Below are 26850 nucleotides of genomic sequence, written 5' to 3'. Positions count from 1 at the left end.
TCCTCGGGTTCCTGGCTCTTCCTGGCTCACGAATCGTTTAGTAGATTTGAGGCTAAAACCACCAACTAGGCCCATGCTGTCTAATTGGCAATAAGCCCAGCGCTAGGGTGAGATAGTGCACTATACCCCATTTAGAGACCCTTGGCATTTTAGCGAGATGGCAACCGAATCACTATTAGTTGCCTTTCTAGAATCCCAGCTCAATCGACTTTTGAATTCTTTGAGTTGCTGGACGAGCAAATTAGCGGTTTTGGGACTCTTTTAGGCCCTATGTGCTCATTGGGGTAATTATTTTGGTCGGCCGGATAGGTAAATATAATGACCGCTGTTCCAGTTAAGTCATTTTTTCCGAAAGATTGTTTGCTACCAATGACTGTAGCTAGGTTGTTGAGCGCTGGTGCATCCATATGATTTGGCATCCATTAGCCACGTAATGGCCAAGAGTTCTTTGTCAAGAGGCATCCTGGCGTTAGTTTCATCTCTCTTTTGATGAAACTGGACAAGTGATCGAGGTCCCTTTTTGCGGATTCCCTTTTGCGCGGTGGTCTCGTGTTTTTAGGACAAGTTTCTGGGATGACTTTTACCTTCCGGTTGGCGAGATCCTCTTTTAGATACCATCGGGTTAGAATTAGGATAGATAGTTGTATTTAGAAGCTAAGTTGAAATACGTTCTTCGAGGTATCTAGCATAAGCACTAAGGTCGAGATCTATTTGGGTAGATGTGTAAGAGCGTGGAGAAAGGTCCATTATTGACGGAATCTACAGAACCAAATGGTGTATCACCAAAAGACATGGATCAGTATAGATTCGATTCAAATTCACGCGTGTTGACTGTACCTAACCTAATTACGGTGGCGCGACTATGTCTTTTGCCGGTTGCGATATACGAGGCAGTAGGACGTGGACAATTTGTTTTAGCTACGGCCATCTTAGTCTTTATTGGTCTTACAGATTTTTTAGATGGATATGTTGCTCGGCACTTTAATCAAGTCTCTGAACTGGGAAAGATTATTGATCCATCGGCAGATCGAATAGTGATCATCGCTGTTGGGATAACTGCAATAATACAGGGATGGATTCCGCTTTGGCTTGGAATTGTGATCATGGTTCGAGAGGTCTTTATCTCACTTCTGTCGAGTTATCTCTATAAGACCAGGAGCTATCGCCTAGACGTAATATGGCTAGGTAAGGCAGGTACATTTGCACTTTTGTGTGCGTTGCCTACTTTGGTGGCGGGGGAGTCTAAGTCGCCGAATCTTTCATTTTTGCACCTTATTGGCCTCGGACTAGCAATAATCGGGATAGTAACCCTTTATTTGGCGGCCTTTAATTACGTGACTAAAGTCTTGATACCGGTTTTGAAAGGCAATGTTTTGCCGCCTTCGCGTTGAGCGAGGAACTATGAATTTTGTAGATAATTGCCTAGATGGCTGTAAATATTACCAAAATGTTGATAAATGGGTGGCTATCCTGCTAGTTTCACACCAAGAGACTAGTTCGTAGCGCTGGAAGGGGATTATGTGAAAGCTGTAATAATGGCTGGCGGTGAGGGGACCCGTTTGCGGCCGTTAACGGCAACCGCTCCAAAGCCGATGTTGCCAATCGGAAATGCCCCGATGTTGGAGCACATAATAACGCTTCTGAAAAAGCATGGCTTTGATGAGGTGATTATCACAGTTGCCTTCATGGCCAACGCGATTCGAACCTACTTTGGGGATGGCTCGGAGTTTGGAATTCGGATTAGTTACTCTAATGAGGATTCACCCCTTGGTACTGCTGGGTCAGTTGGGAATTGTCGTGAACTTTTAGAGTCGACTTTTATGGTTATCTCTGGCGACGTTCTAACCGATATTGATTTGGGTGCATTGCTTGAGTTCCATCAGTCCAACAAAGCTACAGCTACCATCGGCCTCAAATCAATGGAGAATCCGCTGGAGTTCGGTATCGTTACGACAAATGACGACGGTACTGTAGGTCGCTTTCTCGAAAAGCCAACCTGGGGACAGGTCTTTTCCGACACTATCAACACAGGCATATATGTTCTGGAGCCGGAGATATTTTCCTATATGCCAGTTGGTAAAGCCCTAGACTTCTCTCAGGATGTTTTTCCGCGTCTACTGGAGGATTCGATTCCGATCCACGCCATGGTTTGCGAAGGTTATTGGGAAGACGTAGGGACCTTGGAAGCATACCTGAATGCGCATAAGGATATTTTGGATCATCGTGTAGATCTTGAAATTCTTGGCTTTATGGTAGACAAGGGTGTCTACTTTGGTGATGGGACCGAGGTACATCCCACTGCTTTGCTTGAAGGTCCAATTATTATTGGAGACAACTGTAGAATCGGTCCGGAAGCCAAGATAAGGCCCTATAGCGTAATCGGCTCTAATTCACGTATCTCTAAACACGCAGAGGTTGACCGCTCTGTTATTCATGAGAATGTCTACATCGGTGAAGGTAGCATTATCCGTGGTACTATCGTTGGAAAATCTTGTGACTTGCGGAGAAGTGTGCACACCGAAGATGGAGTTGTCCTGGGCTCGGACTGCTATGTAGGCGATGGTGCGCAGCTCTTTTCCAAGGTGAAGATCTATCCTTCAAAGACGGTTCAATCCGGTGCTACTGTTTTGACATCGATCGTTTGGGAGTCCAAAGGGACAAGAAGTGTCTTTTCATCCAATGGCGTATCGGGTATCGCTAATGTCGATATCGGCCCTGAGCTTGCTCTTAGACTCGCGATGGCATTTGGTTCAAATTTGAAGCCTGGTGCTAGAATATCGACCGCCAGAGACTCCTCTAGGGCGGCACGAATGTTAAAGCGTGCACTCATGGTGGGATTGAATGCAGTTGGAATTGACGTAGCGGACCTCGAGGTGGCACCGATTCCAGCTTTGCGCTTTCACGTGCGAAATACATCGAGCAAGGGGGGGCTAGCGGTCGTTCTGGATCCTGATGATCCGGAGTCGGTCGTCATTCGATTCATCGATGAGAATGGAATTGACCTCGACGAGGCCTCGCAGCGCAAAATTGAACGTGGCTTAGCTCGAGAAGATTTTCGAAATGTCTTGGCTTCTGAACTTGGCGAATTGGACTTTCCCGCCCGTAATACCGAGTTTTACGCCCAGAGCTTGCTTGAGCAAGCCGAGATAGGTCGGATTCGAGATCGTAACTTTAAGTTCGTAGTTGACTATGGCTTTGGTGTTTCGTCTCATATCTTTCCTAGTGTCTTGTCGAAACTCGGCGGTGATGTCTTGGGGATAAACCCCTTCTCATCCACGAAACGAATTGTCGAGTCGGATCAGTCTGCTAACATGAGCCGCCTTTCTGAGTTAGTGGTTACATCACGTTCGGAATTTGGAATTGGAATCGACTCTGTTGGGGAGAAGATTATCCTCGTGGACAATACGGGCCGAATTTTGAGTGGCTTCGAATCTCAGGTGATATTCTGTCGGTTAGTCGCTGAGGCCAATCCATCGGCTCAGATTTCGGTACCTATTGGATCTCCAAAGGCTCTTCGAAATGCAGTTACGCGTTTTGGCGGCACCTTGCATTTTACAAAGCGATCTACAAGTGGCCTTATGGAGGCGGCCTCGCCTGCTACCCGTGGCCGTGATTTGGTAGCTGGGGTTGAAGGAAACTTTATCTTTCCCAACTTTCTTCCTGGATATGATGGTTGCGCGGCGTTGGTCCAGCTTCTCTCGCTTTTGGCTGTTACCAATAGGACCCTTGCCGAGGTCGTTGGGGAGATTGAGCCAATTCGAGTAATTCACGACTCCGTTATTACTCCTTGGGAGTCCAAGGGAATTGTGATGAGGATCCTTTTGGATGGTATCGGCGATCAAGAGACCACGCTTATCGATGGAATATATGCAGAGACCAATTCATCGTGGTATTTGGTAGCTCCAGATCCCGTCGAGCCAATTACGCATATATGGGTGGAGAGTGACTCTGAAATTGAAGGAGTAAGTATTTTGAGTTCTCTGAGGGAGAGAATCGCGGTAATAGTGAACGACTCATCTGGACTTCGCCTTCGTTAACTTCGCCTTCGTTAATAGATCAATAGGGGTCGGCCTTTAAAAAGGTGGACCCCTATAATTTTTTCTTACTTATGACTTTAATTTAGTAGCGATCTTTGATTTGACTGTTTTTGAATAAAAGACAGCACTCTCCTTGCTTCTATCTCAGCAAACAAGGCTGCCGTTGAAGGTGTGATTGCAGTAGCATCGCAGTTGCGGACTCTTACTCCTTAGTGAACCTCCCCGCCCTTACGGACGGGGCTTCTGGCTCCGCCGTTTTGGTTGGGGAGGTTCACTAAGGTAGATAATGAGGTAAATGAATGTCTTCATTTGCGACTTTTCGTCTTTTATCAATCATGATATTGGCTGTTGGATCTGCGGTGGATCTTTTATGATTGGCAAAATTTGGTCAGTGAGATCAAAATCTTTTCGGATTGATCGGAAAATCAAAATAGTACTGTGTGGATCTGGGATTAGCTTGTTGATAAAAAGATAGATCTCTTGTTTGGCTAACCTGGGGACGGGAGTTCGCCTCAAGCATCTATGCGAAGGTGAGCTTTTGTGGCTTCAAGAACTTTCAATAGATTCTAAGATGAATTGTCCGATTTTTAGGAGTGTTTCGGCCTTTTTGAAAGCTAAGTTGTCTCATATGATCAATCCCAATGATAGAAGCTATACCAAAGATCACGAGTGGGCACTCGTAGATGGTAATCGAGTCAAGATTGGTATTACCGATTTTGCACAGGACGCCTTAGGTGACGTCGTCTTTGTGAAACTCCCAGAGGTGGGAGTTGCTGTGACCAAGGGAGATTCATTTTCGGAGGTAGAGTCGACCAAATCGGTCTCTGATATCTACTCGCCTCTGAGCGGAAATATCGTTCAAGTAAATGAGTCACTCGTTAGCTCACCGGAACTGGTAAACTCATCCCCCTACGAAGATGGCTGGATTGCCATTATTGAATTTGGCGATGAGAGCGATCTCGAGACAATGAGTTCAACTGACTATGATGAGCTAACGGCACATTAGAGCTTGTGCGCGAATCTGACGGCGTAAGAGTGGGTGTCGGTCTTTGAGTATCGGCGATAAAAGTTCAAGAGGTTTGACGGTTTGTCTATTTGTCGTAGTTGTGGCCATTTGAATCAAGCGGGAGCTAATTATTGCTCTTCTTGTGGTGATGCAATGCATCACAGCGACGAGGTGACTGGCACCCTTGCTTCGGTCGAGCCGGTTTACGAATTGGGCGATGATCTGATTGCCAGTCTTATTGAAGGTGCCAAAAATGGAAGCGCTTTGACTATCGTGCAGGGCGGTCCAAGTGCTGGTACTTCGTTTAATTTAGAAAAAGACCGAACTTCTCTTGGAAGGCATCCCGCTAGTGATATCTTTTTGGATGACGTAACTGTATCTCGGCGCCATGCGGAAATAGTGAGAGAAGGCGACGAGTATACGATTAGCGACGTGGGCTCTCTAAATGGGACCTATGTTAATCATAAGCGTTCGGACTTTGAAGTATTAAAGAGCGGCGATGAAGTCCAGATTGGAAAATACAAGTTGCTCTTTCTAATTGTCACAAAGGATTAGAGTGGGGGCAGAGGATCCGGAACTACCGCTATCGATAGGCGAAACGCTAACTCTTTTACAAAAAGAATTTCCAGATATATCAATGTCAAAGATTCGATTTCTCGAGTCGCAGGGGTTGATTGCACCTGAGCGGACGACATCAGGTTTTCGGAAGTTTGTAGCAAAAGATATTGAGCGTTTGGCTTCAATCTTGCGTCTCCAACGAGACCAGTACCTTCCGCTGCGCGTAATCCGTGAACAATTTGGATTAGATCAGCTGGAACGAAGTGTCGGTGGACGAAGAACCAAGGCGGACCGTGCGACCCGCAACGACCAACCGTTGTTGGGTCTGGAAAACGAAAAAGCATTTGAGATTGAAGGTATAAGCCCAGCTACTGAGGGTTCTACTTCAACTCGCTCTGAGGACCTTGAGGTTGAAAATCCCGCAGTTGGACGAGTCGTAGCATATAGGAGTGGCTCTAGACCCCATACAAAGCGCTCGGAGTTACTAGAGTTGCCCTGCGACAAAGAGGATTCCACGTTAGATGCGGAATTTCTGCGAGACATTAATAAATTAACTCGCAGCGACATTCCATCCAAACTGAATTTGTCAGATCTGGTGCCACTTGATAGCCCTAGCTCTCCAACTCCTTCCTCTTTGACACCCGGTGTTGAGCCATTGGTCGGCGACTCTGTGGCTAAGGGCGGCGAGTTGAAAAAGCCGCTTCGGAAGCGATCGAGGCAAATCGATGATTCGCCAAAGCCATCCTTCAAAGCAGAAGATTTTCCTGAGCCCTTCGAGATTGATCTATCTGTTGCAACTTCGAGTGATTTTGTAGTAGACAAAGCACAAAAAGAGCCAAATGGTCCTATTGAATCGGTTGGAGCGGATGAATCACCCGAGTCCGATGGAGAGATCGCCGCTGTCGCAAATGATCCACAACTTAGCCAATCGCCCAATTTGATAGGTGATGGTTCGCTAGAGGCTACCTCTGTTGAACCAGTTATGCCTAGTGCTATTTTGGCTTCTGGCGATTCTCATGTCTCTTCGACCAAAAGGCGCAGAACTCCTCGTCCGGTCGGTCCCAGGGAGGCAACGACTAACTTTTCGAATCCTTCGAGGGAGGTAGTCGAGTCGAACCCAGATCTTAGCCAGCAGGCAGAGCCTAAGGTTCCAGATATTCAAATTGGCAGGCCCCTGGCAAAGGTTCAAGACAACGCTCTACAGGGTGAGCCAATTGGTAAAACTCCTCGACATAGAGTCCCTCGGACCAATTCCGCTAAGGCGATAGTCGGAGCGCTGAATCCAGCAGCGCAGGACGTTCCTGAAGGATTTTTGACACTCAAAGGGTTGACACGTGAGGCAGGGGTGACAGAGGTCTTTCTGACAGAGTTAGATGCATTTGGAATTGTAAAAGGTCGTCGTCACCAGGGATCGCTGATATATCCAAGACGCAGTGTCGAGCTAGTCAAATTGTGCAAGAGTCTTTCCCAGCTGGGCTTTGGACCACGTCATCTGAAGTCGATTCGGGTCTCGGTTGAAAAAGAATATGGAATGTTTGAACAGATTATTGCAACTGCGCTAGGTGGCAGCAACGCTCGCTCCAAGCGCCGTGCTAAGGAGACCGCAAAGATCCTTGAAGAGAATGTGGACCGATTTCGATCCATTCTCCTAGGTGACCTCATAGCTCAACTTTTGGGTGATCAGCAACGTTGACTTTGAGGGCTAATTTGTAGCCAAAGAGTTAATTTTTCAATTTGGAAATTTATTTGACCGACGGTGGGTCTAGGCTGTGTGTCATGATAGAAGTCGAGTTATCTTCTGTGCGGGTCGACCTTAGATCTAATACTCCTTTGATACTTCTTCGTGAGGTTCAGGAGCCACATCGTAGCCTACCGATTTTTATTGGTGGCCCTGAGGCGACGGCTATTGCAATGGCTCAACGTGGTTATGAGGCCCCTAGGCCTCTAACGCATGATCTTGCTGTGGATATGGTTCGTGCTCTAGGTGCGTCGATTGATCGTGTAGTAGTCGTTGATCTGCGCGATTCGACTTACTACGCCGATATTCATCTCACTTCAGGTAGTGGTAACTTCGTTGTCTCTGCCCGACCATCTGATGCGGTCGCTCTCGCGATAAGGGTCAGCGCTCCTCTCTTTGTAAATGATGAGTTGATCGCCAAAGAGGGTGTAGTGGTTCAAGATGAGGAGGTCTATGACGAAATCGTCGAGAGTCCAAATGAAGACCCCGCTGTTTTGGATGAGTTTCGTGAATTTCTCGACAATATCAATCCAGATGATTTTGCCTAGGCTCTAGGCAACTGGCTGTCTCATAGATTTGGTTAGCCTAAGAATCCGGGATCTGATCTCTTGTTGATTTCATCACCAAGTGCCCGGCGATTTAAGTCTTTATATCGAAAGATTTTAACTCGCCTCTCAAGTTAGATACTGAACGAATATGACTTTAGGAATCTTTAGTTTGGGATATTTATTCGGTTAGAGAACTGAGATTGTCGTTCATGTTGACCATAAAGTTGGGTTCGAAAGATGTTAAGGTTATCTCGATAGATTACGATGATAAAGTAGGCTGATACGAGTTCAGTCAATAACAAAGGTCGATCTAGTTGTCCATGACTACACCACTAAAAAGTTACAGTGGCCATTTGGCTTCAAAGATCGTAGGGATTAGTTACCGCCAACTTGACTATTGGGCGCGAACGGACTTAATTAGACCTTCGATAGCTGATGCCCACGGCAGTGGCAGCCAACGACTGTATTCCTATGACGATCTTTTAAAGTTGAAGATGATCAAGAAATTGATCGATAACGGTCTTTCGCTTCAAGGCGTTCGAAACGCTCTAGCGTCGCTGGAGTCGATCTCGGACCTTTCCGGCGCAAGTGCCCCTGTTCTCGTTGTCAGTGGTTCCAAATCAGTCTTTGCTCAAGACGGTGAGAATTTGGTCGACTTGCTGCGTGGAAATCAGATGGTCTTTGGAATGGTAATGGCCTTTGGTGATATACGTAACGAGGTTGACGCGGATATAGTCTCGATAGATCCTCGTCCATCGTTGAGTGACGAACTTCCAGACCTAGACGACACCACGGTACCTGTGGGTGCGATGATGGATCTAAAGGATGTTCGTTAATCTCTTTTTTGGCGATTCCCTAAGAATAGCTTCACTTATGATAGGCCTTATTTCCTGATTTAGACGGGTTCGCAGTGATGGCGGCCATATCGCGACGATCCATGGAACTATGGTCAGCAACCTTAGAAGAGAGACCTGGGATTTATTGGGTAGGTCGTGCTTTCGTTTAGGATACCCTTTGTCTGAAAACGGTGTCATTTGGCGTATTTAACAACCTTGAAACCTCCGGTTGTAGCTTATTCTTGCTCGCCCGTATCGTTAGCAACCATAAAGAAGTGTCGAATGAGCTAAGGTTCATAAGGTGGATTTTAAAACTACATTTCTAAACAATAGGCATCGGGAACTAGGCGCCAAGATGGTACCATTTGTTGGTTGGGAGATGCCGCTCTCCTATAAAACTGGTACTGTCGCAGAACATCTTGCGTGTCGGCGCGGTGCTGTTGTCTTTGACGTTTCGCATCTCGGCACGGTTCGCTTGGCAGGTAAGGATAGCTTAGAGATTCTTCAGCGTTCCTTTACAAACGATCTAGCCAAGATAAATCCTGGGCGGGCTCAATACACACATCATCTCGATGTCGAAGGGTCTGTTGTAGACGACATTATAGTCTGGTGGGTGAGCGAGAATAGGTTTGACGTGATGCCTAATGCCTCTAATACAAGCTCGGTTATAAATTCCATCGGCGGGCAAGACGTGACCGCCGACCGAAGCGTATTAGCAGTTCAAGGACCAAAAGCAAGGATTTTTCTCGGGCGTTTTTTTCCTGAGGGTGCTCGTGTGCCGCGTTTTAGGGTAGAGGAACTCTCCTATAAGGGCTATGACGTATTAGTAGCTGGAACTGGATATACCGGCGAAGACGGTATTGAACTAGCGGTCCCAAACGAGATCGCTCTTGAGATCTTTGATGAGTTGCTAGAGGTCGGTGTTGTGCCGGCTGGTCTTGGGGCTAGAGACACTCTTAGGTTGGAGGCGGGCCTACCGCTTCACGGCCATGAACTGGGGAGAGGTATTACTCCATTTCAAGCTAATCTCGGTTGGGCAGTCTCTTTGACTAAGGGCGATTTTATAGGGCGTGACGCCTTGGTGGCCGAGTCGCAGCGAGGCATTCATCGTAAATTAGTTGGAGTAAAGGGCAAAAGTCGCCAACCAATGCGCGATGGAATGGATCTGATCTTCAAGGGCGAAGTAGTTGGGAAGTCAACTTCGGGAAATTATTCTCCGATTTTAGAGGTCGGAATCGCAATGTGTTTTGCACCAGTGAATCAAAGTCTCGGTGATGCGGTCGAGCTTCACTCTGGTGATCGAGTGATTCAAGGCGAGATATGCCCGCTTCCATTTGTAGCCAAGGTCAAATAGATAAGGCCTTGTCGCGCAATTAGACGATTCAAAGATATTATTTTTCCAAAGAAAGGCATTCCTTGTCGAGTTTCACTCCTCATACTCAAGCTGAGATTGATTCAATGCTCACCTTTTTGGGCCTAGACTCATTTGACCAGTTATATGCATCTATTCCAGATGCAGTAGCACTAAGGCGGGATTTGCAATTGCCGAAAGCTCTGTCGGAGTTTGAGGTAATAGATGTCATGGCCGATTACGCGGCGATGAATCATCCATCCAACCGAGACCTGGTCTGCTTTGCTGGAGGCGGTTCTTATGATCACGATATAGCCTCAGTTACCTCCTCTATTGGCTCAAGGAGTGAATTCGTAACTGCTTATACACCGTATCAGCCCGAGGTGGCACAGGGTGTTTTGCAGGGATTGTTTGAGTTCCAGAGCATGGTAAGTCGGATCTCAGGTCTTGGAATTTCGAACGCTTCACTTTACGATGGAGCTTCCGCCTTGGTTGAAGCGATCAACCTGGGTTGCGTTAAGACCAAACGTTCGAGAGTGGTTATCTCAGGGGGCATTAATCCCAATTGGCGCGAAGTTGCAGAGACCTTTGCTAAAGGTCCTGGCCACGAGATTGAGATCGCCCCTATTGGCCCCGATGGCGCTACTATTTGGCCCACCAACCTTGACGGAGTTGCTCTTTTTGTAGTTGGTTACCCCAATTTTCTGGGTTTTGTAGAGGACCTTGAGGCGGTACGTGGCCTTGCTAGCTCAGCGGGAGCTCTAATGGTTGTGGCTTATGATCCGATTGCGATCTCACTTCTTAGGTCGCCTGGAAGCTATGGCGCAGATATCGCGATTGCAGAAGGGCAACCGCTTGGCATCCCTCTCTCCTTTGGCGGGCCCTACCTTGGATTATTTTCCGTCTCCAACGAGCTTGTACGATTTTTGCCGGGGCGCCTTGTAGGTGAGACTCTCGATATGAATGGCAAGCGAGCCTACGTTACAACATTGCGCGCTCGCGAGCAGGATATTCGACGAGAGAAGGCTTCGTCGAATGTTTGCACCAATCAGACTTTGATGGCGATATGGGCGGCAATCCAACTTACATGGTTGGGTAAATCGGGATTCTTAGACGTAGGAAGGAGCTGCTTGAGTTCGCGTGTCTATCTCGAGCGGCGCCTTGTTAGCGAGGGTCTCACCACCATTGAGACGAGGCTGCCAAGCTTTAGAGAGTTCCCAGTGAGACTCAAAAAGCGCGCATCAACAGTAATAGACGAGATGCATCCATTGGGATTTTTGGCCGGTGTGGCACTTGAAGGATCTTTGGCAATCGATAATTTTGAGGGCGACCTTTTGATCGCTCTGACGGAGAAGCGGACTCGGACCGAGATAGATCGCTACGTTGGAGCACTAGTAGAGGTGATTAGATGACAAAGGAAGTTTATGGAGCTGCCAGCGGAGGTCGAGCATCTTCGATTCCGTTAATGGGTGGAGATAGCGAACCTACCATCTTTGAGATATCGGTTTCGGGTCGCCGATGTGGTGCAATAAGAGATAGCGGTATAGAATCTGTGGACGCTAGCGACCACCTTCCGCTCGCCTATCTTAGGAGTGAACCTGTAGCTCTGCCCGAGGTATCTGAGCGAGATCTAGTGGGTCATTTTACTCGATTGACGCATCGACAGTACTCTGTTGACCTAGGTGCATACCCATTGGGTTCTTGTACTATGAAGTACAACCCGAAGCTCGCAGATACAGTTGCTGGAATGTCGGGTATTTCAGGGGTGCACCCCCACCTTCCTTCTTCTCATTCTCAGGGGTGGCTCGAAATTGCGCTTGAGATAGAAAGCTACCTCAAAGAGATAACTGGAATGGCTGGAGCAACTTTGTCACCTGCTGCGGGTGCACAAGGCGAGCTTACTGGCCTTTTGATGATGAAGGCGTATCATTTAGATCGAGGAAATCATAAGACTAAGATATTGATCCCTGACTCTGCGCACGGGACTAATCCGGCATCGGTCTCGTTGGCGGGTTATTCAGTGGTGACAGTTCCCTCAAATGAAAAGGGATTAGTCGATTTAGAGCTATTGAAGAGCTTGGTCGGCGATGATGTCGCAGGTATCATGCTGACCAATCCCAATACTGTTGGTCTTTTTGAAGAAGATATCGCAGAGATCGCAAAGGCGATCCACGACGTGGACGGCCTTCTCTATTACGATGGAGCCAATCTCAATGCGATCGTAGGAATCGCACGCCCTGGCGATATGGGCTTTGATATAGTCCACTCCAACTTGCACAAGACCTTTGCTACACCACATGGTGGTGGTGGTCCGGGTTCTGGCCCTGTAGCGGTGGCCGAGAAGTTGCTTGACTTTCTACCGGGTCCATATCCTGTCCGTGGTCATGACGGTATAAAGTGGACCACTCCGAGTAAATCCATTGGGCGGGTTCACTCTTTCTATGGAAATGCCGTAGTTTACGCTCGTGCTTTAGCCTTCATGAAGGCTTTAGGCGGCGAGGGACTTCGACAGATGTCTCAGATAGCAGTTTTGAACGCTAACTACCTAAAGGCCATGATCTCCAGCTATTATCCCCCGGCTTACGAGGCTACTTGTATGCACGAGTTTGTTGTATCGACTGCGGCTCTAAAAAAGAGCTTTGGAATTCGAGCACTTGACATAGCTAAGGGCCTTCTGGACAAGGGGTTTCATGCTCCGACTGTCTATTTTCCACTCATTGTAGATGAAGCTTTGATGATTGAACCAACCGAGACGGAGTCGAGACAGACTCTTGATGCGATGGCTGAGGCATTGATCGAGCTTGCCAAAGATGCACTCGATGAAGATGCAGCATCAAAAATGGCAGGAGGCCCTAGGCGAACCCCGGTGACCCGAGTTGACGAGGCCCGCGCTGCGCGTACCTTGATAACAACTGTAGATGCCCATTCAAAATGAAGATAAAAGCCCTTGCGCACCTTGATTTGTCTTGGCCGTTGGGGCTTTATTTAGTGGGATCTGGAATCTATGGTTTTCTCTAAAGACTTTTTCAATTTGAGAGTCATCAAGTTACTTTCGTGCGATTTATATCTTCGGAGTCAATGACTTACCCAAGGAGCGAACTACGACCAAGCAGTGCCATTGGAGAGAACTGGTCATTGATCTCTTGAATCTCCTCGGGTCTTCGATCTTTGCGGCGAGTACGTCACTAGTTGGCTAAATGAATTGACGTAAATTTTTTGCTAGGCAGGTTCTTCGACTAGGCAGTTTGTCTGGTTTGTGATATCAACGATGCATTGAAAATCGCCCTGTGCCACTTTGACCTGGCTATTTGCGGTTCCTATTTTTAAGATGGTAGGGAGTCCGATTGGTTGGGCCACCACTTCCACCTTTTTGTTGTTCGATGTGATCTTGTGGTTAGATCACCTTTTTGTTGGTAGGTCGAATCAAGGACAGAATTGGGCCAAGGGTATGGCAGTAACTATCGGAAGATCATGGGTTTGAGCACCCAAGTGCAAAGATTCTTTGGTTGATTATCGACTTCGGATCGGGTCGATGATGATCTATTCGAGGAGGTCGGGCTGTTCGCGAACTATTCGTTCGTAGAGCGGTTGAAAGCTAAACCACCCAGCGACATTGGTACCTACTTGGGTTGATGTGAGCTTCGCCATCTCGTGGTCGATAAGTATAGGGGTTCCACTTGCTTGTGCAAGTAATTGGGTTTGGGCAGATCGATCCATGGTGATAAACCAAAAGACAGCCTCGTCAACACTTTGTCCAACTGTAAGGAGGCCGTGATTCCTAAGGATTACAGCCTTTGACGACCCAAGAGTAGATGCGATTCTGCGCCCCTCTTCAGCTTCTAAGACAACGCCGCAATAGTCATCGAAGAGACTATGGTCGCCGTAGAAGGCACAGGCATCCTGTGTGATTGGGTCTAAGAGAGTGCCAAGGGTTGAAAATGCTTTGCCATGAATGGAGTGGGCGTGAGCGGCTGCCACAACGTCTGGCCGTGCTTTGTGGACCTGTGAGTGAATCGCAAAGGCGGCTGCATTGACTGGCCATGTACCTTCTACGACTTCTCCTTCGTCGTTGACCAGAATTAGATCCGAGACTCGGACCATAGAGAAGTCCATACCAAATGGATTTACCCAAAAGCAGTCTTTTCGTTCAGGGTCTCTCGCTGTTATATGGCCAGCGACGCCCTCATCAAAGCCCATCTTGGCAAACAATCTAAAGCCAGCGGCGAGTCGTTGTTTTCGATAGAGGCGTTCGTCCTCGAATGAATCAAAACGTGGTCTTGATGGAAAGGTGAGATTAGCCATGTGTTCCCCAAATCAACGAAATAGCATTCTTGTTTCAATGATAGATCATTCTCAGCTAATGTTTTTGGAGATTGGCTATTTTGTTGGTTGTGATTTCATTGTTGCTCGCCACGCATAACATTGTCAGCGCTCGATGAAGCAAGCAAGATTAATTGAGCTTTAATTTGTACTAGTGGACAGCGTCAGATTTTTTCTCTTTGTCGGTTGAATACTTTCGATTGATGGCGAGTGCAACAGAAAGAAGGAGAACTACGCCCGCGTCGACTCCAAGCTCAATGATTCCACGATTAAAGGATGAATTAGTAATTGTGGAGGTCGTGGATAATTGCGCTCCTATAACGAGAACGCGTCGTACCGATGAAATTATCCCAATTACCAAAAATGCCTTTAGCTGAAATCCTCCCCGGAAAAGGTGTGAAACCACAGTTGAGAGTAGCTCAAGGATGATAATGGTAAAGAGGGCATCGTTTAGGAGTTTTGCGATCTGTGAGTTTACAAAAGTTGAAAACGTCAATTTTGAGAGATCGGCTGCTGATTGCACGAAGACGGCCAAAGCCATTATCACAAGTAGTGTACCTACCAGAAGATACAATACTTTTTCAACCTGTTCAATTATTTTTTTGACATATCCGGTCTCTTTTAAAAGGGGCATGACGACACGATACACGTCGAGTTACCCTGTATCGTTCGTGGTCCTCTTCAAATTCCCTTGGAATGGCAATTAATGACACGAAGGGGTGAGTTTCTCCTCAACCATTTGAGCGATCTTTTTGGACATAGCATTTCGTTTATCAAATATCGCCAGAATACGCAGTCCGTAAGGGCGGGGAGGATGTTACCTCACGTATGGGTATGCAATGGGGGAGTGAACGAGTGAATTCCAAAGAATGGATTGTAGACGCCGTAATGCTAGGGCTTTCTCGATTAGCGTTTAAAGGGGATAAAGATGAAAGACGCATCTATGCGAATTTACCTCCCCGCTAATACTTTTTCGTTGGCATACTTGTTATTAGAAGGTGAGTTAATCGATGTTTGGCCAAACAGTTTCTAATTATTGAGCGCGTCGAGGGGCTGGGTCGACAATAACATAAGTACCAGCGATTTTGTCGTGTATTGTCTGTCGGTTCTTGTCAGATAGCATCCAAAGATCGTCGACAAATGTAATAACGAGTCCGAAGGTTGAAAGTGACAGTGCTGCTAAAAGTTGCACCACTAGGGTGACTGCCAAGCGCTTTGTTGCGGCTACGTAACCAGGTATTTGCATATCTTGGTTTACGATGCGGGTACGGGTAACGACGTCACCGAGTGTTCGACCAAATTTGCCGATTAAAAAGATCTGATAAATCGTTGTAAAAATAAGGTTTAACGCTACGGCAGAAAAGGTGAGCTGTGCCACGGACGCGTTAGAGTTGGTCGAAATTATGTTATAGGAGATGTAATATCCAACTCCTGCGACTATGCCGGCCAAAAGTGAATCTACCAAGGTGGCGCCTAAACGACGAAAGAAGCTCGCGGGTTCAACTGATCCGGCTATATAAGGATTGAAGCCTCCGTACGCATTGTTGGTTTCTGCGGAGAAAGAGCTCCTTCGGCCTCTCCTCGTCGATCGGTCGTTTGGGTCATTTGAATAGTTATTGATTTGATTGGATCGAGGTGTCGTTCGAAAGAAATCCTCATTCTCTAGCACGACTAAATCCTTCCCGTTTTTTGATACCGCAAAAACACAGCCTTTTCCTCTATCTTATCCGAGGTTCGAACTTGATCGATAAGGGATTTTGTAATGCTTTTCATTAGGGTCAGTTTTCTTATCCATAATGTCAGCGTTCTCGTTGTGATTAGCAATCATTGTGAGGAATAGGACCCCTTTGGAAGCCAGTTTTGCATCACGGTGAAGTTAGCGAGAAGCTCAATTGAATTCTGATAGAGTCGTTAAAGCCAATGTTGGAGAGTCCTAGAAGCCAACCATGGCTAGGTTCCTGCTGGGGTATATTGAAGCTAATTTGCCTCTGGAAGTGTCAAGGTTATGCATCGTTGAAGTTACTTAGTCTTTTTTTTTCGAGATATTTTGCTAGGTATTTTCCCGTCAGAGTGGATTTTTCTTCAACCAACTGCGAGGGCGGTCCGTTGAAGACCACCTCGCCGCCGTTGTGTCCCGCACCGGGACCTAGATCGATTATCCAATCGGCATGAGCCATTACTGCTTGGTGGTGTTCTATGACAATAACACTCTTACCGCCGTCGACCAGGCGGTCAAGAAGATGGAGCAATTTTTCGATGTCAGCTAGGTGAAGGCCCGTAGTTGGTTCGTCGAGTATGTAGATATCGCCTTCCTCTGCCATCTGCGTTGCGAGCTTTAGTCGTTGACGCTCACCACCAGAGAGACTTGTCAAAGGCTGACCAATTCGAATGTAGCCAAGTCCTACCTCTATCAATCTTGTGACAGTTTGCTCTGCGAGCGGGATCTTTGTTTGCAGGCTTCCAAAATAGTCGCGAACTTCATTTGCGGACATCGATAAGACCTCTGAAATATCCTTGCCCCCGAGCTTGTATTCAAGAACTGATTGCAAAAATCTTTTTCCATCGCACTCGTCACAGACAACGGATGCTCCAGCCATGATCGCCAAATCACTATATATGACTCCAGCTCCATTGCAATTGGGGCAAGCCCCCTCTGAGTTGGAACTAAAGAGCGCGGGCTTTAGGCCATTTGCCTTTGCGAACGCTTTTCTTATTGGTTCGAGAAGGCCGGTGTAGGTTGCGGGATTGCTGCGACGGGATCCTTTGATCGGGCTTTGGTCAATATAGACAACTTGATCCATTTTTGCTACTGACCCAGCGAGTAGCGAGCTCTTGCCTGAACCAGCTACTCCGGTTACGACCACCAAAATACCAAGCGGAATATCGACGTCAACGCTCTTGAGATTGTGGCTATTGGCACCACGAATTTCCAGCTTTTGGATGAAGCTGCGGATATGTGGCTTTAGGCAAGCGCGGTAGCCAAAGTGCTTGGCTGTAAGAGTGTCACTTAGAATTAGGTCGTTGACGCTTCCGCTGAAGCAAACGCGGCCACCTTCACTACCTGCGCCTGGACCTAAGTCGATGACATGATCCGCGATCTCTATCATTTCGGGTTTGTGTTCGACGACCAAGACGGTATTTCCCTTATCCCTAAGTCGCAGAAGCAGTTGGTTCACCCTCTCGATGTCGTGGGGGTGAAGTCCAATAGTTGGTTCATCGAAGATGTAAGTTACATCGGTCAGTGAAGAACCTAAATGGCCGATCATCTTGGTTCGTTGGGCTTCGCCGCCAGAGAGTGAGCTAGTGGGGCGATTTAATGTCAGGTATCCGAGGCCAATTTCTACAAATGCGGCAAAGGTTTTGCTTAGGGAATCGCAAAGGGGGGCAGCTGAAGGTTCATCGATTCCTTTGATCCATGAATTGAGATCGCTGACTTGCATTGCACATACATCCGCAATCGAAAGGCCGTTAATTTTTGACGATCGAGCTCCTTCGTTGAGTCGCGTACCATCGCATTCGTTGCAGATAGAAAATGTCGCAACTCTCTCTATAAATGTTTTGATATGAGGTTGCAGCCCCTCTTGATCCTTGGAGAGCATTGATTTTTGGATCTTTGGGATCAGTCCCTCGTAAGTGACATTGACATTGTTTACCTTTATTCGAACTGGTTCGTGATATAAAAAGTCGTGCAGTTCTTTTTTGGAATATTGATTTATTGCTTTGTCAGGGTCTAAAAAGCCGGAGTCGGTAAATGGTTTGAGCGTCCAAAAGCTGTCAGGTCCATAGCCAGGTACTTTGATAGCACCTTGGTTTAGTGATTTATTTTCATCGTATAGTTCACTCAGATCTAGGTCAGAGACGGTTCCTCTCCCCTCGCACTTTGAACACATTCCGCCCAGTCTTTGAAAGGTGGTCTTAACGGCTCTTGCGTTACCCTTCTCTACGGTAATAGATCCGCTGGCCCTTACTGATGGAACGTTAAACGAAAAGGCGTTAGGGGAGCCATAGTAGGGTTTGCCAAACCTTGAAAAGAGAATCCGAAGCAATGCGTTTGAATCGGTTTGCGTTCCAACGGTAGACCTAGGATCTCCCCCGAGCCGTTGTTGATCCACTATGATGGCGGTCGTCAATCCTTCAAGGAGATCGACATCAGGTCGAGTCATCGTGGGCATGAATCCCTGTACAAATGCGCTATAGGTTTCGTTTATCAGACGCTGGGATTCGGCGGCTATTGTGGAAAAGACCAATGAGCTTTTCCCGGAGCCGGATACTCCAGTAAAGACAGTGAGACGCCGTTTTGGGATTGTTACGTCAATTCCTTTCAAGTTGTTTTCGTGTGCGCCGATCACCGTGATGAAGTCATGGCTATCTGAAAGAGCAACCTGGTGAGAAGTTTCGTTCGTCATATTTGAATACTATCGCTTGGCTAGCTTGGTTCGGGTTGTGCGCAGAAAGCTAAATAATGAAATTCAAATGACTTTTGCTGTTATGTAAATTGTTTGAGTCGTAGTTGTCTTTGAAATTTGCGCAGTTTTGAATGAGCACCAAGGCAGGCTTTCGTCCGTAGGGTAAATCCAATATTTTGGCCTTGCTATCTGCACATTCATTTCGAGAGTACTCATATTAAGTGATTGGCAGGTCTCCATCTAATGACCCAAAACAGGATCGGAGACATAGATGCGAACAATCAAGTAATAGTTGGAGCTGTTGGTTGTCTCATGGGAGAAACCACAGCACGTGGCAAGGCTCGGACATCTAGCTAGTGATTTGGATGTCAATGAATAATGACTCAAAACAGTGGAGGAGGCACTTCGGGCGGACGGATACGATTTGGACTCTGGCACCGTTTAGGTCTCTGACCACTATCGGTCAAGGAATTGGCAGCCTTTAACTGCGTCGTGGGGCGCGCGAGCACAGGTGATCTGAATTGTCGGCCTATCGCCGATGTAAGCTCGGGCTTTTGCAACTCAAAAGGGCACTTATAGGTCGAAACTGCTGGCGTTGGCTTTTTGGCGGCTTGAGGCCTCCGGAATTGGCCATCGCGACCTCTATTTCTTTGTGCGTATCGACTATGGTTGTTTAGTCGTGATGGGCGCTAATGATCAAACCTTACTATCTATATCCAACTTTGATCAAGTAGCCTTAAGGGTTGTAGGTGTTACTAGGAATTAGGCAATCGTCGATACCCTGTGTCGGAAGATTCGCAACATCGCCCTATCGGTTTAGACTTTTGATTGCGTACCATGGTAATTGTCGGTCGAGAGGTAATTCTGTCTCGGATCGATCAGAAGTGTTCTTGCACGAGGATTTCGAGATTATATGAAGATTGGTTTGATTGGTCAAGGTTTGTTGCATGATCAACTAAGTGGCAGACTTTGCCACTTGGGGAATGAAGTTCTGACCCATCGTGGTTCAGTGGGCGGTGACGGAGGTGAAAGTCTCCATGATTTCGTCGAACAATTGCCGGTGCCCAGAATCATTTTTGTAACAGATCCGGAATGCGAACTTCCTGGTGACTTTATCCATGGAATGCTCGCCATATTAGCAGCTGGTGACCTAGTCTTGGATGCGACCCAATCGGATCACCAGCAGTCAAAGAGAAACGCCAGCTCTTTTTATGATTTGCTAGTCGGCTATATGGACTTTTGGATAGATGGTGATTTATCCGAGAGAAGTTCGCAAATTTTTGTATCTGGATTTGACGACTATTTTGAGATGGTTTTTCCCTTGCTTGACGCTATTTCGAATGAGGGCAATGTCGTTCATCTCTCTACAAAGGCTGGTGCGGGTCACTACGCCAGAGATACTTTAGAGGCTATGAATGCGGAGATATTGAAGCTTTACCAAGGCGCAGCCTATGAATTATCCAATAGTGACTTTGAAATGGATCCGTCACTGGTTAAGTCTCTTTTTCGAAACGTCGATTCAAAGCCGAGATTTGGTCGAGATTTGATGGCCGGTGGTTCTAGTGTCGAGGCTTGATTTACCTTTTCGGTCAAAGGATTTGATTGAAATCGGCTTCTTTTTGAGCTCCATGACCGTAAAGGAAGTGGCCACCTCGAATGATTTTGGTGCTAATGAAGTCCATTCTGAAGCGCGATCACTATAGATAATGGCTAAGGAGCCGAACGATGCGGAATTAGTGCGGAAATAGGAGGAGCGGCAGTAGGGTGCCCCTTTGTATATCCATTGTTTGAGCAAGCGTCGTTATGGGATCCTGATAATAAATTTAAGTTACGAGCCGTAGGAATTGCGGGTTAGGTGGTTTGTTGAAGAGATGATGAGTAAGAAAAAGCGAGCCAAATCAGACGCCTTAGTGCTTTTTGGAGCTTCGGGTGATCTCGCCCAAAAGAAACTACTACCAGCTTGTTATCGACTTGCTCGAAATGGGCTTCTTCCAGCTCAAGTTATCGGCGTTGCAGCAACCGAGTGGACCGATGGTGAATTTAGAGATTATGCGATATCTTCAATAAAGCTCGCGGGCGAAGATATCGAGATGGATGTGCTAGATGAGATGTGCTCAACTCTTTCTTATGTATCTGGAAACTATTTAGATCCATCGATCTATCAAAAGTTAGAGCAAAAGCTGGGTCGAAATCACCGTCCAATCTTTTATCTGGCGGTACCTCCTGATATGTTTGAGATCGTGGTCGACGGTCTTGCAGCCCAAGGCATAACTCGATCTGCTCGATTAGTAATCGAAAAGCCATTCGGACGCGATACCGAGTCAGCGATTGATCTAAATACCCATCTGCATCGCCACTTTAGTGAGGACTCGATCTATCGAATTGATCACTTTCTTGGCAAGGAACCAGTTCAAAACTTATTGGTCTTCCGTTTTGCGAACTCGATTTTAGAGCCAATTTGGAACCGAAACTTTATCTCCAGTGTGCAGATTACGATGGCTGAGGACTTTGGCATAGAAAATCGCGGGAGTTTTTACGATCGCATCGGTGCAACTCGCGACGTGGTTCAAAACCACCTTCTGCAATTGGTCGCACTGTTGGCGCTAGAGCCACCGGCATCATCGGATCCAGACGCTCTGCGTGATGAGAAGCTGAAGGTCCTCAAGGCGATGAGGGTTCCATCTCGCGATGACTTTGTTAGAGGCCAATACGAAGGATATCGTAATGAGGTTGGCGTTGACCCAATGTCTCATACGGAGACCTTTGTTGCAATGCGAACTGTGATCGACAACTGGCGCTGGGCTGGGGTTCCGTTTTTGATTCGAACCGGTAAATATCTAAATACCACTACTACAGAGGCGGTAGTTCGTTTCAAAGAACCACCTTCGCGCCTTTTTGGTGAGCTCTCCTCCAAGTCGATGTTGCCGAATGAGTTGCGCTTTGAGCTCAAGCCAAGTGAAAGAATCACGCTTCGGCTCCATGTGAAGCAGCCTGGGTCGGACCTGATCCCAATGCCAGTTGATCTCGAAGTAGCCGATCCAGAGGCGTCGGCCGGAAACTCTGAAGCCTATGAAATACTTTTGCACGACGCAATAAGGGGTGATCTCTCCCGCTTCGCGCGCCAGGATGCAGTTATTGAGGCGTGGCGAATCGTTGAGCCTATAATCACCGATCCACCTGAGTGTCAGATCTATTATCGAGGATCCAACGGCCCAGAGAGTTCATTCAGGCTTGTTGAAAATCTAGGCGGATGGTCAATGTGGGGATGATTTAGATCATTCGACAATGACTCAACGTCCTAATTACTATTTATTTATCGGCGACTAGTATATGCTGGTCGCCGATGTTTTTTTGCAGTAAAGCATAAAGTAGCGTTTATCATCTTTTGAAGTGAAATTTATCGATCGCAGAAGTTGGAGCGGTCGAGTTGTGGGACGTCTTTTGTAGTTGGGGAGTATTTGACTATGAATTTGCCGGGTGAGGCACTTTCTGCCAATACTTCTAGTGCGGTAATTCAACGGCTCGCGGTATTTGGCGGGATAATCGTAATCGTTGCCCTAATTTGCTATCTTTTGATCTATCTCGCCTCCTCTAATAGGACTCTTATGGCGGGAAGACCCTTTGGTCGCATAATGACTACTTTGCGTCGAGTCCTCCTTTTGGAACCCTCCGGCGGAGATGGTGAGATCGAATCTAAAGGCGTGGCCTTTATCAGAGTATCATTCGGAATCTTATGGATTGTCGATGCGATCATGTCAAATAGAGCGAACGCTCCAGCCAATATGATAAGTGACTACATCTCACCGGCGCTGGTGAATCAACCTTCGCCAATTTCGTGGGTGATGAGAGCGGGACTTTATCTTTGGCGTTTTGATCCAGTGGGAGCTAGCGTTGCCAAGTTTTGGCTAGAGGCATCGATTGGGATTTTGATGCTCTTTGCATCCAGAGGCCCCCTTCGTAAAGTGGTCGGATGGCTTGCTATATCAATGGGAGCCATAACCTGGATCTTTGTTGAAGGATTCGGAATGCTGGCAACCAACGGAGCCTCATTTTTTTCAGGCGCGCCAGGCGGCGGTCTTCTGTATCTTTTGGGCGGAGTTCTCCTGCTTGTGCCCTCTTCACGGTTTCGCGATGGAACCGTTCAACGCTGGGCTCGGTTGACTTTTGGCCTTTTTTGGTTCTTGATGGCACTGGTCCAAGCGCTCCCATCTGAAGGCTTTTGGAGCGCATCGGGCCTTTCAGGGATCTTTCGGGTGGATGCCAATTTAGCACTACCAAGCTTCATAAGTGGCCCAATGGCTTTCATGGCGACTGCGACCAGTTCATCTGCCTCGCTTTGGAATTTGATTTTTATCGTTTCTATGGTCTTGGTCGGCCTTGGTATTGCCTTTGCCAAGGAGAACAAGGGTTTTGCCTTCGGATCGATTGCAATAACCTTGGTTGCGTGGTGGGTCGGAATGGCCTTTGGAATCTTTGTGCCATATGCGGTGGATCCAAATTCTCCCTTGCCACTAATCGTTTTGACTATTGGGTTGATAGTGATCAGTGGTGATGCTCTAGTCCCCTCAAGGCGAGTGGTCGTGATCGAGGAGGAGTATCGGCGAGATCCAAGAGGATTTGGAATCACTGCCGGACTAATAGGTGCATTGGTCGCCATAGTACCCATTATGGCTCTTTTGCCCTCGGCTGCCGCAAGCGCGAGTTATTACGGAGCGGTGGCAGATGGAGGGGGCCTCGTAGCGACCAATAAAAGCGCGCCTAACTTTTCACTGGTGGATCAAAATGGTTCTCAAGTTACAATGGGAACTTTTGCCAACAAGGTAGTGGTTGCTTCGTTTGTGGATCCGGTTGCTTGGAACGTCTCTGCGACGATGGTTAAGGAGATGCTCAATAGTCTTTCATCTCTAGGATCGGCGGGTAAAAATGTCGCGATTCTTTTGATCGATATCAACCCCTCGTTCACCTCGGCTGCTTCGATAGATCAATTTTTGAACGAGAATGGTCTTGGCTCGGTTAGAAATCTCTACTTCGTGACGGGGCCTCTTTCTGATCTCTATGCCCTCTGGAAGCAATATTCGGCATCACCCGCACAAGCTCCGATAGGGCGAGTTGCCAATCCCCAATTGATTTACTTTATCGATGGTAACGGTAGAGAGGTTGGTTTTATGGAAGACAGTGGAAGTTCACAAGCATCTCTAGTCAAATCCTATGAGAACTTTATCTCAGCGACTCTTGGAGTATTGCATCCGTGATGATTTTTGCACCGATTTCGCCCTTTCCATATCCTCGAGACCGATTATCTAGTTTGGCAATCTTCCAATACGAAGGACTACCCCATACCACCCTTAAAAACCAGGGAAAGGTCATTCCGAGTGCGGTTTTTTAGCATTAAGCATTTCCTAAAAGCGGTAACTCCCTTAGCCCTTGGGGCGGTGCTGCTTAGCTCTTGCGCTCCTTCTCCATACACCGTCACGAGCGTAACTTCCACGACCACACTCCCAACCTTTGGTTATCTAAACCTGTGGAACCTTTCGGGTGGGGCGAACTCCTGGATGGCGACGACCTATACTTCCCCCTATTGGTCCAGCTTTTTCTCGAATAATTTAGGGAAGTTGTGGACTTTGAAGATACCAACGAATATCTCACCACGCCACGGCATTGCCTATGCGCAGTCTTCCTCAGGAGACAGTGCGTGGGCTTTTTTCCCCTATCAAGACCAGAAGAATTCAGTAGTCTTTGAGGTTCAAAGAGGTGGATTGTTGCCTCCTATATTTTCTTCTAGGCCGATTCTGAGCGTTCGACAGCCGATGGCTTTTTCTGTCCATAATCTATTTGTGCTAGTGGGAGGCGGCAAATCGAGTCAGATAGTGCGCTATTTGGGGGGAAAGAACCAGGTGGTTGCTCAGAGTCCAACACGCTCTAGCGAAGAGTCGGCCTCGGCGATCGGCTTTGACGTCAATAATCCATCAAAGGGAGTCGCGCTAATCGATCCCCAGGTAACGAATAAAGGGATTATGGGGATCTGGCAGACTTCCAATTCCGGTGCAAGCTGGACTGAGATCTCAACCTTTTCAAGCAACCTTGGTCGTATCGTCGCCTCATATGTTCCCATGGGCTTTGGCGGCAATGGCTTTGAGGTGGCAGTTACTTTCGAGAAAGCCAATATCTATCAAACTGTAGTAGTTTCAAGCTCTGGAGTCTCAAAGGCGATAGAGAGCCAGGGCCTTCCAATCGTTGGGGGTAACCCTTCTGGTGATATCTATTTAATGGACTCGATTTTAGGCGGCGCCTCGCTATTGCATATCTATGGTGCGGCTAAAGGTGCATGGCTCTCGCCCGTATTCACAAAGGGCGTAGGTGGAGCGATCGAAGCGGTATCGTTTTCAAGTATTAAAAGTGGCGTCATTTTAGCCAGCGTCGGCGGTAATGTCGTTTCATTTTTAACGAGCGATGGCGGATCTAGTTGGAAGTCGGGAGGTTCTCTGACTCTCGTGGCGAATCCAGGCTAGATCTGTTTTATTGGGTTCGATCCTTGTTGGGGAATTAGATTCCTTTGAGGCTGAGGTGCAACATTGCGAGGTACGGCCTTAGATTCGTTCTATAGTTGCTTCTATGTCGCTGCTAGAGACCTATTTTGCCAGGACTTCGGATTTAAGGGTGAAAAGTTAGCTTCTAATTCAGATTGGGCCTTTGGCTTTGGACAATACAGGTAGGCGGCGACCTATCTAACGACTCCTGGGGTGACAATCAATAACTAACTTGAGATCTCAATAATACCCACTATAGTATCTATCCCACTAACGGATCTATGACTATCTGGGAATTGGAATAACGTCGCCCTTCGTGTGAGTCAGGGCAATGCTGGGAACTAGGGTAAATGATCCATATGAACCAAGACTCGTCTCGCACCAAGTCTCCATGTGTAACGATAAGTTGCGATAGATAAGATCGCAATTGCCCCTGGATCCTTAAATAAAATTGGGCTCTCCTAACATAGATGTGGATCAAGCAACCCTTTCGTAGGGGAGCTTGAGATCAATCGGACCGCATGAAAGCATCACCAAGCCAAGTGTTGATTTTGCAGAGTGAAGACCATAGCATCTAGCAATGGCGGATCTAATATATTGTTTAGACCCTCAAGCCTTCCATTGGAGACACCCTTTTCAAGCTAGGGGGCTCAATAGCAGCCATAATTCCAGCTTTATGGATTCGAATCATACTTATCAAGTTTCGTAAGCAAGAGCCATTTTGGAATCAGATTCGCGGAGTAGCGGATGTGGAGACGCAAACACACATGTATTGAGAAGTCGCTCTACCAAGGACATTTCAAAGTGCCTTCGGTTGAATCGGTATGCGAATTCCTCGAGGTAAAGTTGCTTATGTTCCTCACGTCCGTGGTATGTTCCGTCGATAAATTTCTTGCAGTTCCCTATCAGGATGTTGAGCCATTTGAATGTTACATGTGCTTGTTCGTCTTTGGATAGAGTGATCGAATGCGCTAGTCCAAGGTCTTTCAGCACATACCCCGTAACTTGGGTTACCATCACTTATCAGCTTGGTATTAGAATCTAAACGTCTCACAAAAACATCTTTGGGTGATTTAGCAGTGGTATCTTTGATTACTTCCATGAAGCAATGAGTAGGAGCACCATTGCTAATCGACACTCCAATTAGGACATTGGTTTGTTTTGTTCCCTTTCCTCTTTAGCCTTCGCCATGGCTCTCACCACCTAAAAAGAACTCATCTACCTGGACGTTTCCTCCAAGTTTATATAAACCATTTCGGTCAGTCATTGCTTTTCGTAGCTTATTTAGCATCAACCAGCCAGTCGAATAAGATACTTGAACGAATTTAGCAATGGTAGTAGCCGAAAGACCACGCTTGTCGTTGGACAATAGATAGATAGCGGAGAACCACTTGGATAAAGAGATATGGCTTCGATGGAAGATGGTTCCGGAGGTAACGCTAGTTTGACGGTGACAAGATTTACATTGAAAAAGTGGAGCTCGAGATGCTGCAATTTCTTCGATGGTTTGGCCTGATTAAGGT

General features: G+C 47.1%; 18 protein-coding genes and 1 pseudogene. 14 read left to right on the top strand and 5 right to left on the bottom strand.

Annotated features, from left to right (window positions below; genetic code table 11):
* The first annotated feature begins 749 nt into the window (after window positions 1–749).
* The 10 genes from AXFE_RS13520 (at window position 750) to gcvPB (ending at window position 13009) form a co-directional block, all read left to right on the top strand.
* Window positions 750–1391, top strand: a complete 642-nt coding sequence (locus tag AXFE_RS13520) for a CDP-alcohol phosphatidyltransferase family protein (RefSeq protein WP_160291863.1) — start codon at window positions 750–752, stop codon at window positions 1389–1391.
* 129 nt (window positions 1392–1520) lie between these two features.
* Window positions 1521–4037 (top strand): sugar phosphate nucleotidyltransferase, encoded by a 2517-nt coding sequence (locus AXFE_RS13515; RefSeq protein WP_052606485.1) that lies wholly within the window; start codon window positions 1521–1523, stop codon window positions 4035–4037.
* 628 nt (window positions 4038–4665) lie between these two features.
* Window positions 4666–5043: a glycine cleavage system protein GcvH gene (gene gcvH, locus AXFE_RS13510; RefSeq protein WP_052606497.1), complete on the top strand. Its 378-nt coding sequence runs from the start codon at window positions 4666–4668 to the stop codon at window positions 5041–5043.
* A gap of 153 nt (window positions 5044–5196) precedes the next feature.
* On the top strand, window positions 5197–5598 hold the full coding sequence (locus AXFE_RS13505) for an FHA domain-containing protein (protein WP_052606484.1): 402 nt from the start codon (window positions 5197–5199) through the stop codon (window positions 5596–5598).
* A 1-nt stretch (window position 5599) separates the two neighbouring features.
* Window positions 5600–7294: a MerR family transcriptional regulator gene (locus AXFE_RS13500; RefSeq protein WP_052606483.1), complete on the top strand. Its 1695-nt coding sequence runs from the start codon at window positions 5600–5602 to the stop codon at window positions 7292–7294.
* A gap of 83 nt (window positions 7295–7377) precedes the next feature.
* Window positions 7378–7887 (top strand): bifunctional nuclease family protein, encoded by a 510-nt coding sequence (locus tag AXFE_RS13495; RefSeq protein WP_052606482.1) that lies wholly within the window; start codon window positions 7378–7380, stop codon window positions 7885–7887.
* A 320-nt stretch (window positions 7888–8207) separates the two neighbouring features.
* Window positions 8208–8723 carry a MerR family transcriptional regulator gene (locus AXFE_RS13490; RefSeq protein ID WP_082058757.1) on the top strand — a complete coding sequence of 172 codons (516 nt, stop codon included), beginning with the start codon at window positions 8208–8210 and terminating at the stop codon, window positions 8721–8723.
* 301 nt (window positions 8724–9024) lie between these two features.
* Window positions 9025–10077 carry a glycine cleavage system aminomethyltransferase GcvT gene (gene gcvT, locus AXFE_RS13485; protein WP_082058756.1) on the top strand — a complete coding sequence of 351 codons (1053 nt, stop codon included), beginning with the start codon at window positions 9025–9027 and terminating at the stop codon, window positions 10075–10077.
* Window positions 10078–10139: 62 nt separating this feature from the next.
* Window positions 10140–11486 carry an aminomethyl-transferring glycine dehydrogenase subunit GcvPA gene (gene gcvPA / locus AXFE_RS13480; protein ID WP_052606480.1) on the top strand — a complete coding sequence of 449 codons (1347 nt, stop codon included), beginning with the start codon at window positions 10140–10142 and terminating at the stop codon, window positions 11484–11486.
* A gap of 53 nt (window positions 11487–11539) precedes the next feature.
* The gene (gene gcvPB, locus AXFE_RS13475) at window positions 11540–13009 is read left to right on the top strand and encodes an aminomethyl-transferring glycine dehydrogenase subunit GcvPB (protein ID WP_052606495.1); all 1470 of its coding nucleotides are present in this window, start codon (window positions 11540–11542) and stop codon (window positions 13007–13009) included.
* A gap of 605 nt (window positions 13010–13614) precedes the next feature.
* Here gcvPB and AXFE_RS13470 read toward each other — a convergent pair.
* The 4 genes from AXFE_RS13470 to AXFE_RS13455 all read right to left on the bottom strand — a co-directional run bounded on the left by AXFE_RS13470 (window position 13615) and on the right by AXFE_RS13455 (window position 18800).
* A complete protein-coding gene (locus AXFE_RS13470; protein ID WP_052606479.1) occupies window positions 13615–14376 on the bottom strand; it encodes a class II aldolase/adducin family protein in 762 nt (253 codons plus the stop codon).
* 169 nt (window positions 14377–14545) lie between these two features.
* Window positions 14546–15043: a phosphate-starvation-inducible PsiE family protein gene (locus AXFE_RS13465; RefSeq protein ID WP_052606478.1), complete on the bottom strand. Its 498-nt coding sequence runs from the start codon at window positions 15041–15043 to the stop codon at window positions 14546–14548.
* 384 nt (window positions 15044–15427) lie between these two features.
* Window positions 15428–16063, bottom strand: a complete 636-nt coding sequence (locus AXFE_RS13460) for an RDD family protein (protein WP_052606477.1) — start codon at window positions 16061–16063, stop codon at window positions 15428–15430.
* A gap of 334 nt (window positions 16064–16397) precedes the next feature.
* Window positions 16398–18800 carry an ATP-binding cassette domain-containing protein gene (locus tag AXFE_RS13455; protein WP_052606476.1) on the bottom strand — a complete coding sequence of 801 codons (2403 nt, stop codon included), beginning with the start codon at window positions 18798–18800 and terminating at the stop codon, window positions 16398–16400.
* 913 nt (window positions 18801–19713) lie between these two features.
* On the opposite strand from AXFE_RS13455, the gene AXFE_RS13450 reads away from it, so the two are divergent.
* From AXFE_RS13450 to AXFE_RS13435, 4 genes are all read left to right on the top strand, one after another.
* On the top strand, window positions 19714–20376 hold the full coding sequence (locus AXFE_RS13450; protein WP_052606475.1) for a hypothetical protein: 663 nt from the start codon (window positions 19714–19716) through the stop codon (window positions 20374–20376).
* A gap of 295 nt (window positions 20377–20671) precedes the next feature.
* A complete protein-coding gene (zwf, locus tag AXFE_RS13445; protein WP_052606474.1) occupies window positions 20672–22069 on the top strand; it encodes a glucose-6-phosphate dehydrogenase in 1398 nt (465 codons plus the stop codon).
* A gap of 195 nt (window positions 22070–22264) precedes the next feature.
* A complete protein-coding gene (locus AXFE_RS13440) occupies window positions 22265–24052 on the top strand; it encodes an SCO family protein (RefSeq protein ID WP_052606473.1) in 1788 nt (595 codons plus the stop codon).
* 120 nt (window positions 24053–24172) lie between these two features.
* Window positions 24173–25309: a hypothetical protein gene (locus tag AXFE_RS13435; protein ID WP_052606472.1), complete on the top strand. Its 1137-nt coding sequence runs from the start codon at window positions 24173–24175 to the stop codon at window positions 25307–25309.
* Between the two features lie 714 nt (window positions 25310–26023).
* On the opposite strand, the pseudogene AXFE_RS19455 reads toward AXFE_RS13435, so the two are convergent.
* Window positions 26024–26850, bottom strand: a pseudogene (locus AXFE_RS19455) (IS1595-like element ISAxf1 family transposase); the annotation flags it as partial.

The sequence above is a fragment of the Acidithrix ferrooxidans genome (assembly GCF_000949295.1).
Lineage (GTDB): Bacteria > Actinomycetota > Acidimicrobiia > Acidimicrobiales > Acidimicrobiaceae > Acidithrix > Acidithrix ferrooxidans.
Note: the sequence above shows the minus strand (reverse complement) of the source record. Positions and strands in the feature narration are given on the sequence as shown.